Origin of the sequence: Terrabacter tumescens (assembly GCF_014646815.1) — a bacterium.
In the GTDB taxonomy this organism is placed as follows: domain Bacteria; phylum Actinomycetota; class Actinomycetes; order Actinomycetales; family Dermatophilaceae; genus Terrabacter; species Terrabacter tumescens.
In genome coordinates, this window is record NZ_BMNZ01000007.1 from 35,685 (window position 1) to 51,818 (window position 16,134).

Here is a 16,134-nt window from a genome sequence, read left to right on the forward strand (position 1 = left end):
CCGCCCCGAGGCGCTCGCAGGAGCGCCATGGGGCGGTGGCCGGGAGGCTCAGAGGGACTTGCCGACGAGCGCGACGAGGTCGACGAGGCGGTTGGAGTAGCCCCACTCGTTGTCGTACCAGCCGACGACCTTGACCTGGTTGCCGATGACCTTGGTGAGGCCGGCGTCGAAGATGCACGACGCGGGGTCGGTCTCGATGTCCTTGGAGACGATCTCGTCCTCGGTGTAGACGAGGAAGCCCTTGAGGGGGCCCTCGGCCGCGGCCTTGACCGCGGCGTTGACCTCCTCGACCGTCGTCTCACGGCCGGCCTCGAACGTCAGGTCCGTCGCCGAGCCCGTGGGCACCGGGACGCGCAGGGCGTAGCCGTCGAGCTTGCCCTTGAGCTCCGGCAGGACGAGGGAGACGGCCTTGGCGGCGCCCGTCGTCGTCGGGACGATGTTGAGGGCGGCGGCGCGCGCACGACGCAGGTCCTTGTGCGGCGCGTCCTGCAGGTTCTGGTCCTGCGTGTAGGCGTGGATCGTCGTCATGAGGCCCTTGACGATGCCGAACTCGTCGTTGAGCGCCTTGGCCATCGGGGCGAGGCAGTTGGTCGTGCACGACGCGTTGGAGATGACCGTGTGCTTGTCGGCGTCGTAGAGGTCGTGGTTGACGCCCATGACGATGGTGATGTCCTCGTTCTTGGCCGGGGCCGAGATGATGACCTTCTTGGCGCCGCCGTCGATGTGGGCCTTGGCCTTCTGCGCGTCGGTGAAGAAGCCGGTGGACTCGACGATGACGTCGGCACCCACGCCGGCCCAGTCGATGGCGGCCGGGTCGCGCTCCTCGAAGACGCGGATGGACTTGCCGTCCACGATGATCGACGTGTCGTCGTAGGAGACCTCACCGGGGAAGCGACCCAGGATCGAGTCGTACTTGAGCAGGTGGGCGAGGGTCTTGTTGTCCATGAGGTCGTTGGTGGCCACGACCTCGATGTCGGCTCCGGACGCCACGATGGCGCGGAAGAAGTTGCGGCCGATGCGGCCAAAGCCGTTGATACCAACGCGAACGGTCACTGCTGTGCACCTCTTCGGTGAGACTGTTTCGGACGGAAAAGCCAGACCGCGGGCCGCCCCGTTGCGACCGTGATCACACCCACCCTAGTGCGTCCCCCGCAGCGGCGAGGGGCAGTCTCAGCGTCGGGTGAGCACGCGCTCAGCCCGCGACGGGGCGGCGCCCGGAGGGCCGGAGTGCCGGGGACGGCGCTCGTCGTGCGGCTGGGGCTCAGCTCTCCAGCATGTCGGGCGTGAGGTTCGCGTCGGTGCCGGCGACACCGAGCTCCTCGGCGCGCTTGTCGGCCATGGCGAGCAGGCGCCGGATGCGACCGGCGACGGCGTCCTTGGTCATCGGCGGCTTCGCGAGCTGGCCGAGCTCCTCGAGGCTCGCCTGCTTGTGCTCGAGGCGCAGCACGCCGGCCTCGCGCAGGTGGTCGGGGATGTCCTCGCCGAGCAGCTCCATGGCCCGCTCGACGCGGGCACCGGCGGCGACCGCGGCGCGCGCCGACCGGCGCAGGTTGGCGTCGTCGAAGTTGGCCAGGCGGTTGGCGGTGGCCCGCACCTCGCGCCGCATGCGGCGCTCCTCCCAGGCCATGACGGCGTCGTGGGCGCCCAGGCGCGTCAGCATCGCGCCGATGGCGTCACCGTCGCGGATGACGACCCGGTCGACGCCCCGGACCTCGCGCGCCTTGGACTGGATGCCGAGACGACGCGCCGCACCGACGAGGGCGAGAGCGGCCTCCGGCCCCGGGCAGGTCACCTCCATCGCCGACGAGCGACCCGGCTCGGTGAGCGACCCGTGCGCGAGGAAGGCCCCGCGCCAGGCCGCCTCGGAGTCGCACGTCGCCGCGCTGACGACCTTGGGCGGCAGGCCGCGGACGGGTCGCCCGCGGGTGTCGATGAGCCCGGTCTGGCGGGCGAGGGTCGCGCCGTCCTCGACGACGCGGACCACGTAGCGCGACCCGCGGCGCAGGCCACCGGCAGCGAGCACGAGCATGTCGCTCTTGTGGCCGTAGACCTCGGCGATGTTGCGGCGCAGGCGCCGTGCGGCGTTGGCGGTGTCGAGCTCGGCCTCGACGACGATCTGTCCGCCGATGATGTGCAGGCCTCCGGCGAAGCGGAGCATCGTGGACACCTCGGCCTTGCGACAGCAGGGCTTGGTCACCTCGAGGCGCGAGAGCTCGTCCTTCACCTTTGCTGTCATGGCCATGGGCGACATCCTGCCACCCCGATCAAGCACCCTCGCGCGGGAGTGCCTGCGCCCTCCGACTGCCCGGGGTCGTCCCGTCGGCGCGAGGGGGTCGCCGCTCGGTGACGACGGAGCCGTCAGGAGATGACGTCGCGCAGCGCGGCCGCGAGACGCAGGGGGTCGTGGACCCCCGGCTCCCCCCTCGCGGCCACCGGGGCGACGACGAGCTCGGCGCCGAGTTCGGCGGCGGCGGCCCGCAACGACGCGCCGTCGGGCACGACGCTGGGGTCGGCGAGCACGACGTCGAGCCGCAGCTCGGGCGCGTTGGCCGCGAACGAGGCGAGGTGGTCCTCGGCGCGGAAGTCGCGCGTCTCACCCTTGTGCACCTCGAGGTTGAGGTTGAGCAGCCGCTTGGCCGGGGTCGTGACGAGCGCGTCGGCGAGGGCCGGGACGAGCAGGTGCGGCATGACGGAGGTGAACCACGAGCCGGGGCCGAGCATCACCCAGTCGGCCTCGCGCACGCCGGCCAACGCCTCGTGGCAGGGCTCGGGACACGTCGGGATGATGCCGATCGAGGAGACGATGCCCGGCGAGGACGCCACCCGGTGCTGTCCGCGCACCTCGACGGTCTCGTCGGGCCGCTCAGGGTCGTGACCGCGGATCTCGGCGACGATCTCGAGCGGCTCGGCGGCCATCGGCAGTACACGACCGCGGGCGCCGAGGAGCCGACCGACGAGGTCGAGGCCCTGGACGGTGTCGCCGAGCAGCTCCCAGATCGAGACGATCATGAGATTGCCCAGGGCGTGGCCCTTGAGGTCGCCGGTGCCGGCGAAGCGGTGCTGCAGGACGTCGCGCCAGGTGTGCCCCCAGTCGCTGTCGTCGCAGAGCGCCGACAGCGCCATGCGCAGGTCTCCCGGGGGGAGGACGTCGAACTCCTCGCGCAGGCGGCCGCTCGAGCCGCCGTCGTCGGCGACCGTCACCACGGCGGTGACGTGGTCGGTGAGCAGCCGCAGCGCGGTCAGGGCAGCAGCGAGCCCGTGCCCGCCGCCGAGCGCGACGATGCGCCGCTGGGGAGAGCCGAGGGGTAGGCGCGGAGCTGTCACGGGACGGGTCCCTGTCACCCGTTCACTCGCGGCCCAGGTCACGGTGGACGACGAAGGTGTCGACGCGGTCGCGGCCGCCGAGGCGCTCGCTGAGGGCCTCCCCGATGGCCACGGACCGGTGCTTGCCGCCGGTGCAGCCGACGGCGACCGTGACGTAGCGGCGCCCCTCGCGGACGTAGCCGTCGATCATCGTGTCGAGCAGGTTGCCGGCTCGGTCGAGGAACTCGTCGGCGCCCTCCTGGCGCATGACGAACTCGCTGACGGGAGTGTCTCGCCCGGTCAGGGAGCGCAGCTCGGGCACCCAGTACGGGTTGGGCAGGAAGCGCATGTCGAAGACGACGTCGGCATCGAGCGGCAGACCGTACTTGAACCCGAAGGACATGACGGCGATGCGCAGCTGGACGCGCCGGTCCCCCGCGAACAGCGAGGACAGCTTGGCGCTCAGCTGGTGCACGTTGAGGCCCGAGCTGTCGATGACGACGTCGGCCGAGGACCTGAGGTCGAGGAGCAGCTCGCGCTCGCGCTGGATGCCGTCGAGCAGCCGCCCGTCGCCCTGGAGCGGGTGCGGCCGGCGCACGCTCTCGAAACGGCGCACGAGCGCCTCGTCGGTCGCGTCGAGGAAGACGAGGCTGGGCCGCTCCCCCCGCTCGCGAGCCGCACCGATCGCGCCCTCGAGCTGGGCGAACCAGCCGCGTGAGCGCACGTCGACGACGACGGCCACCTGCTGCAGGTGCTCCTCCGGGTGCTGCGCGCGAGCCTCGTCGCGCAGCTCCGCGAGGTGCGTGAGCAGCTGCGGCGGCAGGTTGTCGACGACGAGCCACCCGAGGTCCTCGAGGACGTTGGCCGTCGTGCTGCGCCCGGCCCCGCTCATGCCGGTGACGATGACGATGGGCGCGTCGGCCAGGGGCGTCTGCGGTGTGCGCCTGCTGTCGGCGGTCATTCGAGCACTTCTCCCGTCGTGAGGTTCACGGCTGGCTGCTGCGGTGCACCTTCAGCCAAGTGGCTGACAACGGCTGACGCAAGCGACTGGCCGAAGCCAGGTACGGCCATGATGTCCGTTACGTCCGCTGCGCGAAGTCGTTTGACCGAACCGAAGTGGCGCAGCAGGACCTTCTGTCGGCTCGCGCCGAGACCGGGTATGCCGTCGAGCTGGGAGGTCGTCATGGCCTTGGACCGCCGCTGGCGGTGGAAGGTGATCGCGAACCGGTGGGCCTCGTCGCGCAGCCGCTGGAGCAGGTAGAGGCCCTCGCTCGTGCGCGGGAGGATGACGGGGTGGTCGTCGCGGGGCAGCCACACCTCCTCGAGGCGCTTCGCGAGGCCGACGAGGGCGACCTCCTCGATGCCCAGCTCGTCGAGCACGGCCTGCGCGGCGTTGACCTGCGGCAGGCCGCCGTCGACGACGACGAGACTGGGCGGGTAGGCGAAGCGGCGCGGCCTTCCCGTCTCGGGGTCGATGGGCCCGGAGGACGGCGAGTCGTCGTCATCCGTGGCTCCGTTCAGTGCCCCGTTCGATGCACCGTTAGATGCACCGTTAGATGCACCGTTCGAGCCACCGTTCGACGCCTCGGCCCGCGGCCCCGACGACTCCCCGACGACGCCGGTCGAGAGGTCGAGGTCACCGGCCCCCTCGGCGTCCTCGAGGTAGCGGCGGAAGCGCCGGGTCAGCACCTCGCGCATCGCGGCGGTGTCGTCGACGGTGACGGGCTCGTCGCCCTCCTCGCCCGTCGTGGCTCCGCGGACGATGAAGCGGCGGTACTCGCTCTTGCGGGCCAAGCCGTCCTCGAAGACCACCATCGACGCGACGACGTTGGTGCCCTGGACGTGGCTGACGTCGTAGCACTCGATGCGGAGCGGGGCGTCGTCGAGACCGAGGTAGTCCTGCAGCTCCTGCAGCGCCTTGCTCCGGAGCGTCAGGTCACCGGCACGGGCCACCTTGTGGCGGGCGAGCGACTGGTCGGCGTTGCGTCGGACGGTCTCCATCAGCGTGCGTTTGTCGCCGCGCTGGGGCACCCGCACGCTGACAGCCGAGCCACGGACCGACGAGAGCCACTCGGTGACCGCCTCGACGTCGGCGGGGAGGGTGGGCACGAGCACCTCGCGCGGGACCGTCTCGCGGTCGGCGTCGCCGTAGACCTGCAGGAGCAGGTGCTCGACCAGCGTGGGGACGTCCTCGCTCTCCTTCTCCACGACCCATCCGCGCTGGCCGCGGATGCGGCCGCCGCGGACGTGGAAGACCTGCACCGCTGCCTCGAGGTCGTCGTCAGCGAGGGCGAAGACGTCGGCGTCGGTGGCGTCGCCGAGCACGACGGTCTGCTTCTCGAGCGCCTTGGTCAGTGCCCCGATGTCGTCGCGCAGGCGGGCGGCCTGCTCGAAGTCGAGCTCGGCCGCAGCCTCCTTCATCCGCGTCTCGAGCCGCTTGGCGAAGCGTGCGGTGTTGCCGGGCATGAAGTCGCAGAAGTCCTCCGCGATGGCGCGGTGCTCGTCGGGCGTCACCCGGCCGACGCAGGGCGCCGAACACTTGTCGATGTAGCCGAGCAGGCAGGGGCGGCCGCTCGCGGCCGCACGCTTGAAGACGCCGGCCGAGCAGGTGCGGACGGGGAAGACGCGCAGCAGCAGGTCGAGGGTCTCGCGGATCGCCCAGGCGTGGCCGTAGGGACCGAAGTAGCGGGTGCCCTTGCGCTTCGCGCCACGCAGCACCTGCGCGCGGGGGAACTCCTCGCCCATGGTGACCGCGAGGAAGGGGTAGGACTTGTCGTCGCGGTACTTGACGTTGAAGCGCGGGTCGAACTCCTTGATCCAGGAGTACTCGAGCTGGAGGGCCTCGACCTCGGTGCGGACGACGGTCCACTCGACCGACGCCGCGGTCGTGACCATCGTCGCGGTGCGCGGGTGCAGCGCCGTGATGTCCTGGAAGTAGGACGACAGCCGCGGTCGCAGCGACTTGGCCTTGCCGACGTAGATGACCCGGCCGTGCGCGTCACGGAAACGGTAGACGCCCGGGTCGGTCGGGATCTCCCCCGGCTTCGGTCGGTAGGTCGTCGGGTCCGCCACGCTCCCACCCTATGTCGGGCCACCGACGGCGCCGAACGCCGCCCGCGCGGCCGTCAGCTGACGGTGAAGCTCCCGCCCGAGACGGTGATGGTCTTGGCGGTCAGGCCCGTCGGCGCCGGGCCCGAGACGCGGTCGCCCGTCGTGGCGTCGAAGTGGCTCTGGTGGCACGGGCAGATGATCTGCCCGCCCTCGACCGAGTCGACGGTGCAGCCCTGGTGGGGGCAGATGGCGTCGAACGCCTTGAAGGTGCCGGCTGTCGGCTGGGTGACGACGGTCTGGCTGTCGGGGAAGACCTTGCCGCCGCCGACCGGGATCTCGGACGTCGGGGTGCCGCCTCCGGCCGGGTTCGACGCCGTGGCACCACCGCTCGAGGACGCACCACCCGCGGCTGCGGCGCTCGAGGACCCGCCTGCAGGGCTGCTCGGCACGGGCGGGCTGCTGCAGGCGGCCAGGGCTCCGGCGCCGACCGCGACGCCGACGACACCGGCCACCTTGAGCACCCCGCGTCGGTCGGTGAGGACCGCGACCCGCTCGTCGAGGACGGATGCGGGTGCGCTCGTGGCGGTGTCCGGGCTGCTGGTCGGCTGGGTCGGGTCGGCGGGGCTGCCCTGCGTCATGCGTTCCTCTTCCGGGTCGTGGTGGAGGTCCTCGTCTTGCTCACGGTCGTGCTCGACGTGCTCTTCTTCGCGGCAGCCGTGGTGGCACCTCCTCGGGAGCGACCGCTCGCCGTGGTCGGCGCGGCGGTCTTCGACGCCTTCACTGTGCGGGGCTTCGTTGTGCGCGCACCGTCAGATGGCTGGGAGCCCGCAGAACTCGCGGACTTCTTGGCGCGGCTGGCAGCGGTCCCCCGGGTCGTCGTGCGGGCGGTGCGCTCGAGGATGGGCTTGAGGAACCGTCCGGTGTGGCTGCCCTCCACCCCCGCGACGTGCTCGGGGGTGCCCTCCGCGATGACCGTGCCGCCACCGGAGCCACCCTCGGGCCCCATGTCGATGATCCAGTCGGCGTTCTTGATGACGTCGAGGTTGTGCTCGATGACGATGACGGTGTTGCCCTTGTCGACGAGGCCCTGCAGGACGTCGAGCAGCTTGCGGATGTCCTCGAAGTGCAGGCCGGTCGTCGGCTCGTCGAGGACGTAGATGGTGCGCCCGGTCGAGCGCTTCTGCAGCTCGCTCGCGAGCTTGACGCGCTGGGCCTCACCACCGGAGAGGGTCGGCGCGGGCTGGCCGAGGCGGACGTAGCCCAGGCCGACGTCGTTGAGCGTCTTCAGGTGGCGCGCGATCGCGGGGACCGCCTCGAAGAACGTCGCGGCCTCCTCGATCGGCATGTCGAGCACGTCGGCGATGGTCTTGCCCTTGAAGTGCACCTCGAGCGTCTCGCGGTTGTAGCGGGCGCCGTGGCACACCTCGCACGGGACGTAGACGTCCGGCAGGAAGTTCATCTCGATCTTGATCGTGCCGTCGCCGGAGCACGCGTCGCAGCGGCCGCCCTTGACGTTGAAGGAGAACCGGCCCGGCTGGTAGCCGCGAACCTTGGCCTCGGTCGTCTCGGCGAAGAGCTTGCGCATGTTGTCGAAGACGCCGGTGTAGGTGGCTGGGTTCGACCGGGGGGTGCGCCCGATCGGGCTCTGGTCGACGTGCACGACCTTGTCGAGCTGGTCGAGGCCGGTGACGGTCTTGTGCCGTCCGGGCACGTGACGCGCGCCGTTGAGCTTGTTGGCGAGGACGTTGTAGAGGATGTCGTTGACGAGGGTCGACTTGCCCGAGCCGGAGACGCCGGTGACCGCGACGAGGTTGCCGAGGGGGAAGTTCACCGAGACGTTCTGCAGGTTGTTCTCGCGGGCGCCGCTCACCGTGATCTGGCGGCCGTCGTGGCCACGACGCACCTCGGGCGACGGGATCTCGCGCCGACCGGAGAGGTACATGCCGGTCAGCGAGTCGGGGTGCTCGAGCAGGCCCTTGACGGGACCGGAGTGCACGACGTGACCGCCGTGCTCGCCGGCGCCCGGACCGATGTCGACGACCCAGTCGGCCGTGGCGATGGTGTCCTCGTCGTGCTCGACGACGATGAGGGTGTTGCCGAGGTCGCGCAGGCGCGTCAGCGTCTCGATGAGCCGGTGGTTGTCGCGCTGGTGCAGGCCGATGGACGGCTCGTCGAGGACGTAGAGCACCCCGACGAGGCCGGAGCCGATCTGCGTGGCGAGACGGATGCGCTGGGCCTCGCCACCCGACAGCGTGCCCGCGGGCCGGTCGAGCGAGAGGTAGTCGAGGCCCACGTCGAGCAGGAAGCCGAGGCGTGCGTCGATCTCCTTGATGACGCGCTCGGCAATCTGCTTCTCGCGCGCCGTGAAGTCGACGGTGTCGAGGAAGCCCGCCGCCTCGCTGATCGCGAGACCGCAGACCTCGGAGATGTTCTTGCCGCCGAGGAGGACCGCGAGCGACTCGGGCTTGAGGCGGGCGCCCTTGCAGACCGGGCACGGGACCTCGCGCATGAAGCCCTCGTAGCGGTCGCGGCTCCACTCGGAGTCGGTCTCGGAGTGGCGGCGCTTGATGAACGGGACGACGCCCTCGAAGCCGGTCGTGTAGGAGCGGTCGCGGCCGTAGCGGTTCTTGTACTTGACGTGGACCTTGTAGTTCTGGCCGTGCAGCAGCGCCTCCTTGGCACGCGCCGGCAGGGCCCGCCACGGGGCGTCCATCGAGAACTTCATGTCCTCGGCGAGGGCGCCCATGACGCGCTGGAAGTACTCGGCCGAGCCCGACCCCTGGGCCCACGGAGCGATGGCGCCCTCGGCCAGCGACAGGTCGTCGTCGGGCACGACGAGCTCGGGGTCGACCTCCAGCTCGGTGCCGATGCCGGTGCACTCCGGGCACGCGCCGAACGGCGAGTTGAACGAGAAGGAGCGCGGCTGGATCTCGTCCATGCCGAGCGGGTGGTTGTTGGGGCAGGCCATCTTCTCGGAGAAGCGCCGCTCGCGGTCCTTGGCCTTGGCGTCACGGTCGACGAAGTCGATGATGACGATGCCGCCGGCGAGCCCGAGGGCCGTCTCGACGGAGTCGGTGAGGCGGCGCTTGGAGCCGGCGTCGTCGCCCTTGGCGACGAGGCGGTCGACGACGACCTCGATGGTGTGCTTCTTCTGCTTCTCGAGGGCGGGCGGCTCGGCGAGCGAGACGACCTCGCCGTCGACGCGGGCGCGCGAGAAGCCCTTGGTCTGCAGCTCGGCGAAGAGGTCGACGAACTCGCCCTTGCGGCCCTGGACGACCGGCGCGAGCACCTGGAAGCGGGTGCGGTCCTCGAGCGTCAGCAGCTGGTCGACGATCTGCTGCGGCGACTGGCGCGTCACCGGCTCGCCGCAGACCGGGCAGTGCGGCCGGCCGGCGCGGGCGAAGAGGAGGCGGAGGTAGTCGTAGACCTCGGTGATCGTGCCCACCGTCGAGCGCGGGTTGCGGTTGGTCGACTTCTGGTCGATCGAGACCGCGGGCGACAGGCCCTCGATGAAGTCGACGTCGGGCTTGTCCATCTGCCCGAGGAACTGCCGGGCGTAGGCCGAGAGCGACTCGACGTAGCGGCGCTGGCCCTCCGCGAAGATCGTGTCGAACGCGAGGCTCGACTTGCCCGACCCCGAGAGCCCGGTGAAGACGATGAGGCTGTCGCGCGGGAGGTCGACGGACACGTCGCGCAGGTTGTGCTCGCGCGCGCCGCGGACGACGAGGGAATGGGCGTTGCCGGTGGGCGTAACAGTCACGCGCAACATGCTAGGTGGGGCCACCGACAGTCCCCCCATCGGCGGCTCAACGCTGGACACGAGGGCCCCGCTCCGGGACCGCGCCACGCGCGTGGGGCGGCAGGCGCGGACGACCCGGCGGGACGGCATACTCGCACCCATGAGTGAGCACGTGCCCACGCCGATCGAGGACTACGCCGTGCTCGGCGACCTCGGCACCGCCGCCCTCGTGAGCCGTCGTGGCTCGGTCGACTGGCTCTGCCTGCCCCGCTTCGACTCGCGCGCCTGCTTCTCCGCGCTGCTCGGCACGCCCGAGCACGGGCGCTGGCTCATCGCCCCGGCCGACCCCGACGCCGTGACGACGCGCCGCTACGTCGGCAACTCGTTCGTGCTCGAGACGACCCACGAGACCCCCACCGGGCGGGTCCGCGTCACCGACCTCATGCCGCTCGGCGACGGGCGGTCGGACCTGCTCCGCCGGATCGACGGTCTGGAGGGCAGCGTCCGAATGGTCCACGAGTGGACGGTGCGCTTCAACTACGGCCGCACCCGCCCGTGGGTGGCGCGGCACACCGACGACCGCGAGGACCACACCGACGAGATCATCACGGCCATCGCCGGCCCGGACATGCTCGTCCTGCGCGGCGCCCGCCTGCCCCACGCCCAGGACGGCCACCACGTCGACGAGTTCGACGTCGCCGCGGGCGAGACCTTCACCTTCTCCACCACGTGGTTCCGCAGCCACGACGAGATCCCGCCGCCGCTGCGGGTCCGCGCGCGCATCCGCGAGACGATCATGCGCAGCGAGGAGTACGCCGCCCGCAGCGACTACGTCGGCCCGTACGCGGATGCCGTGACGCGCTCGCTCCTCGTCCTGCGAGGCCTGACCCACCAGGAGACCGGGGGCATCGTGGCCGCCGCGACGACCTCCCTGCCCGAGGAGTTCGGCGGCGAGCGCAACTGGGACTACCGCTTCTGCTGGCTGCGCGACGCGGCGCTGACGCTCGAGGCGCTGCTCGGGTGCGGCTACGTCGAGGAGACCGCGCTCTGGCGCGACTGGCTGCTGCGCGCCGTCGCCGGTGACCCCGAGGACATGCAGATCATGTACCGCGTCGACGGCGGGCGTGACCTCCCGGAGCGGGTCCTCGAGCACCTGCCGGGGTATGCCGCGTCGCGCCCCGTGCGCGTCGGCAACGCCGCCGTGGACCAGCGCCAGACCGACGTGCTCGGCGAGGTCCTCATCTCGCTCGACCACGCCCGCTCGCGCGGGCTCGAGGAGAACGACGACTCGTGGCACCTGCAGCGCGCCCTCGTCAACCACCTCGCCGACCACTGGGAGGAGGCCGACAACGGCCTCTGGGAGATCCGCGGCCCGCTCCGCCACTTCACGCACTCCCGCGCCATGGTGTGGGCGGCGTTCGACCGCGCCATCCGCGCCGTCGAGCAGCACGGCCTCGACGGCCCCGTCGAGCAGTGGCGCGAGCTGCGCGAGCGCGTGCGCGAGGAGGTCCTGAGCAAGGGTTTCGACGCCGGGCGCAACACCTTCGTCCAGCACTACGACACGACCGAGGTCGACGCGTCGCTGCTGACCCTGTCGTCCATCGGCCTCGTCGACGGCGACGACCCGCGGATGCTCGGCACCATCGCCGCGGTGGAGTCCGACCTCATGCGGGACGGGCTCGTCATGCGCTACCGCACCGACACCGGCGTCGACGGGCTCGCCGGCGACGAGCACCCCTTCCTCGCCTGCTCGTTCTGGCTCGTGACGGCCTACGCCAACGCGGGTATGACGACGGAGGCCACCGCACTGATGGATCGGCTCGTGAGCCTCACCAACGACGTGGGGCTGCTGTCCGAGGAGTACGACCCGATCGGGAAGCGCATGGTGGGCAACTTCCCCCAGGCGTTCTCGCACCTGACACTCGTCGGTGCCGCCCTGGCGCTGGCGAAGGCGACCGGAGAGGCGACGCATGCGGCACGCTGACGTGACACCCGACCTCGTGGCGGCGGAGACCGAGCGCCTCCTGTCGACGGCGGCCTCGTTCCGCAACGACGCGGTGCTCGCACCGTCGCTGTGCGAGGGCTGGTCGCGCGGTCACGTGCTCGCGCACCTCGCCCGCAACGCCGACGCCCTCGTGCGGGTGTGCGACGTGGCCCTGACCGGGGCCGCCGACACGATGTACGACGACGTCGAGTCGCGCGACGCCGACATCGAGCGCGGCGCCCGCCGGTCGGCCCACGAGCACGCGACCGACATCCGCGACAGCGCGGCCCGACTGGCAGACCGGCTGGAGGCGCTGCGCCCCGAGCACGCCGAGGTCCGGGTCGAGCGGACGCCGGGTGGCTTCCCCATCGCCGTCGGCAAGGTGCCCTTCATGCGGCTGCGCGAGCTCGTCTTCCACCACGTCGACCTCGACGCGGGCTACTCCTTCGCGAGCGCCCCCGCCGACGTCGTGGCGCTCTTCCTGCGCGACGCCGTCAACCGCCTCGCCCACCACGACGCGCCCCCGTCGCTGCACGTCGTCACCGCCGAGGGCGAGGAGCACGTCGTCGGCGACGGTGCGTCACGCGTGACCGGCTCCGCCGCCGACGTGCTGCTGTGGCTCGCCCGCGGACGCACCGACGGCATCCACGTCGACGGGCCCGTCCCGACCCTTCCCTTCGGAGGCTGACCGTGAACCACCACGACGACACCTACACCGGGCACGTCACGGCCGGCGGCCCCGCCGGCGTGCGCGAGCTGCCCGCGCTGACGATTCGCAAGCTCGAGGTCGGCGGCTTCGGCAACAACGCCTACCTGCTCACCTGCCGGTCCACCGGCGCTCAGCTGCTCGTCGACGCGGCCGCCGAGCCCGAGCGTCTGCTCGAGCTCGTGTCCGCCGGGGGCGGTGGCCTCGACACCGTCGTCACGACCCACCAGCACCACGACCACGTCGGTGCCCTGGCCGAGGTCGTCGCCGCGACGGGCGCGCGGACGGTGGCCGGCGCCGACGACGCCGACGCCCTACCCGTCCCGGTCGACGTGCGCGTGTCGCACGGCGACACCGTCACCGTCGGGGACGTGACCCTCGATGTCGTGCACCTGCGCGGCCACACCCCCGGCTCCATCGCCCTCGCCTACGGCGACCCCGACGGGCACACCCACCTCTTCACGGGCGACAGCCTCTTCCCCGGCGGCGTCGGCAACACGAAGAACCCCGGCCAGAGCTTCGCGTCGCTCATCGAGGACGTCACGACCCGCGTCTTCGACGTCTACGACGACGACACGTGGTTCTACCCCGGCCACGGCGACGACTCGACCCTGGGCGCCGAGCGGCCGCACCTCGACGAGTGGCGCGCCCGCGGCTGGTGACGCCGGGTCCGGGCCACACGGCATACGCCCTCGGTGACCTGGTCTGGAGTCGAGCAGAACCGATGGCGTATGCCGTGGGCCGGCCCGGGCGTCAGCGTGACGGCGCCGTCGCGGCGCGGATCGGCAGGCGCACCCTCAGTCGGGTGTCGCCCGGCCGGGACTCGATCTCGACCGAGCCGCCGTGGCGCTCGACGACGATGCGGTGGGCGATGTCGAGGCCGAGCCCGGTGCCGCGTCCGACGTCCTTCGTCGTGTAGAAGGCCTCGAAGGCGCGCTGCTGCACCTCCGGGCTCATGCCGGCGCCCGTGTCGCCGATCTCGACGACCACGCTGTCCCCGTCGCGGCGGGTCGTGACCGTGAGCGTGCCGACGCCGTCCATGGCGTCGACGGCGTTGTCGACGAGGTTGGTCCAGACCTGGTTGAGCTCGCCCGGCATCCCGTCGACGAGCGGCACGTCGCTCCCCCAGTCGCGCACGACCGTGACCCCGGGCCGCAGGCGAGGACCCATGACGAGCAGCGTGCTCTCGAGCCCCTCGCGGAGGTCGACCTGCTGGTGGGAGGCGCGGTCCATCTGGGAGTAGGACTTGATGCCGGCGACGAGCTCGGAGACGCGACGCGTGGACTCGCGGACCTCGGCGAGGAGCGAGGACACGTCGATCGTGCGCGCGACCCAGCCGAGCGAGGCCGCGAGGCCCTCGTCGGGGCTGGCCGCGGCCGCGCGGGCGAGCCAGTCCAGGTCGGCCCCGGCGGAGACGAGGGAGGCCGCGAGCTCCCACGGCCGGGGCACGCCGGCGTGGTCGAGCCACTCCCCCAGCTCGTCCTCGCGGTCGGCCGCCTCGAGCGGGTCGGGCAGGGTGGTCGGCGTCTGCAGCTCCCGACGCAGGGCGTCGACCCGGGCGAACTGTGCCGTCGAGACGCCGTTTGACGCCATCTGCCGCAGGGCTTCGAGCAGCCCGTCGCAGGCGCGTTCGAGCTCGGCGGCCGAGCGGGCCGCGGCCGCCGCGGGGTTGTTGATCTCGTGGGCCAGTCCGGCCGCGAGCGTCCCGAGCGTCACGAGCCCGCTGCGTTGGCGGGCCGTCGCCTCGATCGACCGCGCCGTGCCGTACAGGCCCGCGACGAGGTGGGCGGCGAACGGGAACCAGTCGTTGGCCAGCTCGTGGAGCCGCTCGGCCGGGACGCGCAGCAGCCGGCCCGGCGTGACGCCGCGAGCCGTCGCGAGGTAGACGCCGTGCTCGTCCCAGGCCCGGAAGCCGCCGGCCCACCGGCCGGGGACGTCCATCCGGCCGACGACGACGTCCTCCCGGCCGACGTGGCGGGACAGGTCGAGGGTGCCGTCGACGACGACCCACCAGTGGTCGGCCCGGTCACCCTCGAGCCACATCACCTCACCGGGGGCGATCGCGACCTCCGCGCCCGCGGCGAGCAGCTGCGCCAGCTGGTCGTCGCTCAGGCCGTCGAAGAGCGGCACCGTCCGGAGGTCGGAGAGCTCGAGCATCGCGGGTCCCGTCTGTCGGCCGTCAGATCGTGGCGAGGTAGCGGTGGACGAAGTAGACCGACATCGAGCCCTCGCCGACGGCCGACGCGACACGCTTCATCGAGTCGGAGCGGACGTCGCCTGCTGCGAAGACGCCGGGCAGGCTCGTCTCCAGGGCGAAGGGCGGCCGCGCCAGCGTCCAGCCCCGGGCGTGCGGGCCGGTGACGAGGTCGTGCCCCGTCACGACGAAGCCGTGCTCGTCCCGCACGATGTCGGCGCCGAGCCAGTCGGTGCGTGGCGTGGCACCGATGTAGACGAAGAGCCAGGCCGCGTCGACCTCCGTCGACGCACCCGTGTGCCGGTCCGAGAGCGTCAGCCGCTCAAGGTGGCCGTCCCCGTCCGCCCCCACGACCTCGGTGGTGCACAGCACCCGGATGCGAGGGTCGGCCCGGATCCGCTCGACGAGGTACTGCGACATGCCGGCCTCGAGCGACTCCCCGCGCACGACCAGCGTGACGCGCTCGGCGTAGCGCGCGAGGTTGAGGACGGCCTGTCCGGCGGAGTTGGCCGCCCCGACGACGTAGACCTCGTCACCGGCGCAGGCGGCGGCCTGCCCGGCGTTGGAGCCGTACTGGACCCCGCGCCCGACGAGGGTGTCGAGGCCCGGCGCCCCGAGCCGGCGGTACGAGACACCGGTCGCCAGCACGACGCTGCGCGCCTCGATGTCCTCGGCGCCGTCGAGGCGCACCGCGCGCGCGAGCCCACGGGCCTCGAGGGCCACGACGTCCCGCGCGAGGACCATCTCCGCCCCGAACCGCCTGGCCTGGGCGATGGCCCGCTGCGCGAGGTCCGAGCCGGAGAGCCCCCGCGGGAAGCCGAGGTAGTTCTCGATGGCCGCGCTCTGTCCGGCCTGCCCGCCGGGGGCGTCGTGCTCGACGATGACGGTGCTGAGCCCCTCGGACGCGGCGTAGACCGCGGCCGCGAGCCCGGCCGGACCTCCGCCGACGATGCACAGGTCGTAGAGGTCGCGCTCGGCGCGCGTGCGCAGGCCCAGGGCCGTCGCGACGGCCACCGGCGTCGGGGCGCGCAGGGTCTCGCCGTCCGGGACGAGCACGAGCGGCAGGTCCTCGGGTCGGGCGCCGGCGAGGTCGCGCAGCCGAGCGCCCTCCTCGTCGCGCTCGACGTCGAGCCAGACGTAGGGCACGTGGTTGTTCG

Annotated in this window: 12 protein-coding genes; 3 read left to right on the forward strand and 9 right to left on the reverse strand. The window is 72.1% G+C overall.

Annotation, left to right across the window (positions count from 1 at the left end; genetic code table 11):
* Positions 1-48: 48 nt before the first annotated feature.
* From gap to uvrA, 7 genes are all read right to left on the reverse strand, one after another.
* Entirely contained in the window at positions 49-1,053 is a 1,005-nt protein-coding gene (gene gap, locus IEY30_RS17505; RefSeq protein ID WP_030202130.1) for a type I glyceraldehyde-3-phosphate dehydrogenase, read from the reverse strand.
* A 208-nt stretch (positions 1,054-1,261) separates the two neighbouring features.
* On the reverse strand, positions 1,262-2,242 hold the full coding sequence (gene whiA, locus IEY30_RS17510) for a DNA-binding protein WhiA (RefSeq protein ID WP_030202127.1): 981 nt from the start codon (positions 2,240-2,242) through the stop codon (positions 1,262-1,264).
* 116 nt (positions 2,243-2,358) lie between these two features.
* Entirely contained in the window at positions 2,359-3,324 is a 966-nt protein-coding gene (locus IEY30_RS17515) for a gluconeogenesis factor YvcK family protein (protein ID WP_229675070.1), read from the reverse strand.
* A gap of 22 nt (positions 3,325-3,346) precedes the next feature.
* On the reverse strand, positions 3,347-4,264 hold the full coding sequence (gene rapZ, locus IEY30_RS17520; RefSeq protein ID WP_030202120.1) for an RNase adapter RapZ: 918 nt from the start codon (positions 4,262-4,264) through the stop codon (positions 3,347-3,349).
* The gene (gene uvrC, locus IEY30_RS17525) at positions 4,261-6,375 is read right to left on the reverse strand and encodes an excinuclease ABC subunit UvrC (RefSeq protein WP_188960169.1); all 2,115 of its coding nucleotides are present in this window, start codon (positions 6,373-6,375) and stop codon (positions 4,261-4,263) included. The genes rapZ and uvrC overlap by 4 nt, the downstream gene beginning before the upstream one ends.
* 53 nt (positions 6,376-6,428) lie before the next feature.
* Complete coding sequence (locus IEY30_RS17530) at positions 6,429-6,992, reverse strand: Rieske (2Fe-2S) protein (RefSeq protein ID WP_081920627.1); 564 nt, start codon at positions 6,990-6,992, stop codon at positions 6,429-6,431.
* Positions 6,989-10,123, reverse strand: coding sequence for an excinuclease ABC subunit UvrA (uvrA, locus tag IEY30_RS17535; protein WP_052358884.1), 3,135 nt, complete (start codon positions 10,121-10,123; stop codon positions 6,989-6,991). The genes IEY30_RS17530 and uvrA overlap by 4 nt, the downstream gene beginning before the upstream one ends.
* Positions 10,124-10,253: 130 nt before the next feature.
* On the opposite strand from uvrA, the gene IEY30_RS17540 reads away from it, so the two are divergent.
* From IEY30_RS17540 to IEY30_RS17550, 3 genes are read left to right on the forward strand one after another with little or no spacing between them, the layout of a single operon-like run.
* On the forward strand, positions 10,254-12,077 hold the full coding sequence (locus tag IEY30_RS17540) for a glycoside hydrolase family 15 protein (protein ID WP_030202106.1): 1,824 nt from the start codon (positions 10,254-10,256) through the stop codon (positions 12,075-12,077).
* On the forward strand, positions 12,064-12,765 hold the full coding sequence (locus IEY30_RS17545) for a maleylpyruvate isomerase family mycothiol-dependent enzyme (RefSeq protein ID WP_043417263.1): 702 nt from the start codon (positions 12,064-12,066) through the stop codon (positions 12,763-12,765). Before IEY30_RS17540 ends, IEY30_RS17545 begins: the two co-directional genes overlap by 14 nt.
* A 2-nt stretch (positions 12,766-12,767) precedes the next feature.
* Positions 12,768-13,445: an MBL fold metallo-hydrolase gene (locus tag IEY30_RS17550; RefSeq protein WP_030202100.1), complete on the forward strand. Its 678-nt coding sequence runs from the start codon at positions 12,768-12,770 to the stop codon at positions 13,443-13,445.
* A gap of 91 nt (positions 13,446-13,536) precedes the next feature.
* Here IEY30_RS17550 and IEY30_RS17555 read toward each other — a convergent pair whose 3' ends face one another.
* Both IEY30_RS17555 and IEY30_RS17560 read right to left on the reverse strand, forming a co-directional pair.
* Positions 13,537-14,940, reverse strand: coding sequence for a sensor histidine kinase (locus IEY30_RS17555; RefSeq protein ID WP_030202096.1), 1,404 nt, complete (start codon positions 14,938-14,940; stop codon positions 13,537-13,539).
* Between the two features lie 22 nt (positions 14,941-14,962).
* Positions 14,963-16,123 carry an NAD(P)/FAD-dependent oxidoreductase gene (locus tag IEY30_RS17560; RefSeq protein WP_229675071.1) on the reverse strand — a complete coding sequence of 387 codons (1,161 nt, stop codon included), beginning with the start codon at positions 16,121-16,123 and terminating at the stop codon, positions 14,963-14,965.
* Positions 16,124-16,134: the final 11 nt, after the last annotated feature.

Bases quoted from the DNA above. Each gene is read 5' to 3' on its own strand.
- rapZ (WP_030202120.1), bottom strand. From the start codon at position 4,264: ATGACCGCCGACAGCAGGCGCACACCGCAGACGCCCCTGGCCGACGCG.
- IEY30_RS17545 (WP_043417263.1), top strand. From the start codon at position 12,064: ATGCGGCACGCTGACGTGACACCCGACCTCGTGGCGGCGGAGACCGAG.
- whiA (WP_030202127.1), bottom strand. From the start codon at position 2,242: ATGGCCATGACAGCAAAGGTGAAGGACGAGCTCTCGCGCCTCGAGGTG.
- IEY30_RS17530 (WP_081920627.1), bottom strand. From the start codon at position 6,992: ATGACGCAGGGCAGCCCCGCCGACCCGACCCAGCCGACCAGCAGCCCG.
- IEY30_RS17540 (WP_030202106.1), top strand. From the start codon at position 10,254: ATGAGTGAGCACGTGCCCACGCCGATCGAGGACTACGCCGTGCTCGGC.
- uvrA (WP_052358884.1), bottom strand. From the start codon at position 10,123: ATGTTGCGCGTGACTGTTACGCCCACCGGCAACGCCCATTCCCTCGTC.
- IEY30_RS17555 (WP_030202096.1), bottom strand. From the start codon at position 14,940: ATGCTCGAGCTCTCCGACCTCCGGACGGTGCCGCTCTTCGACGGCCTG.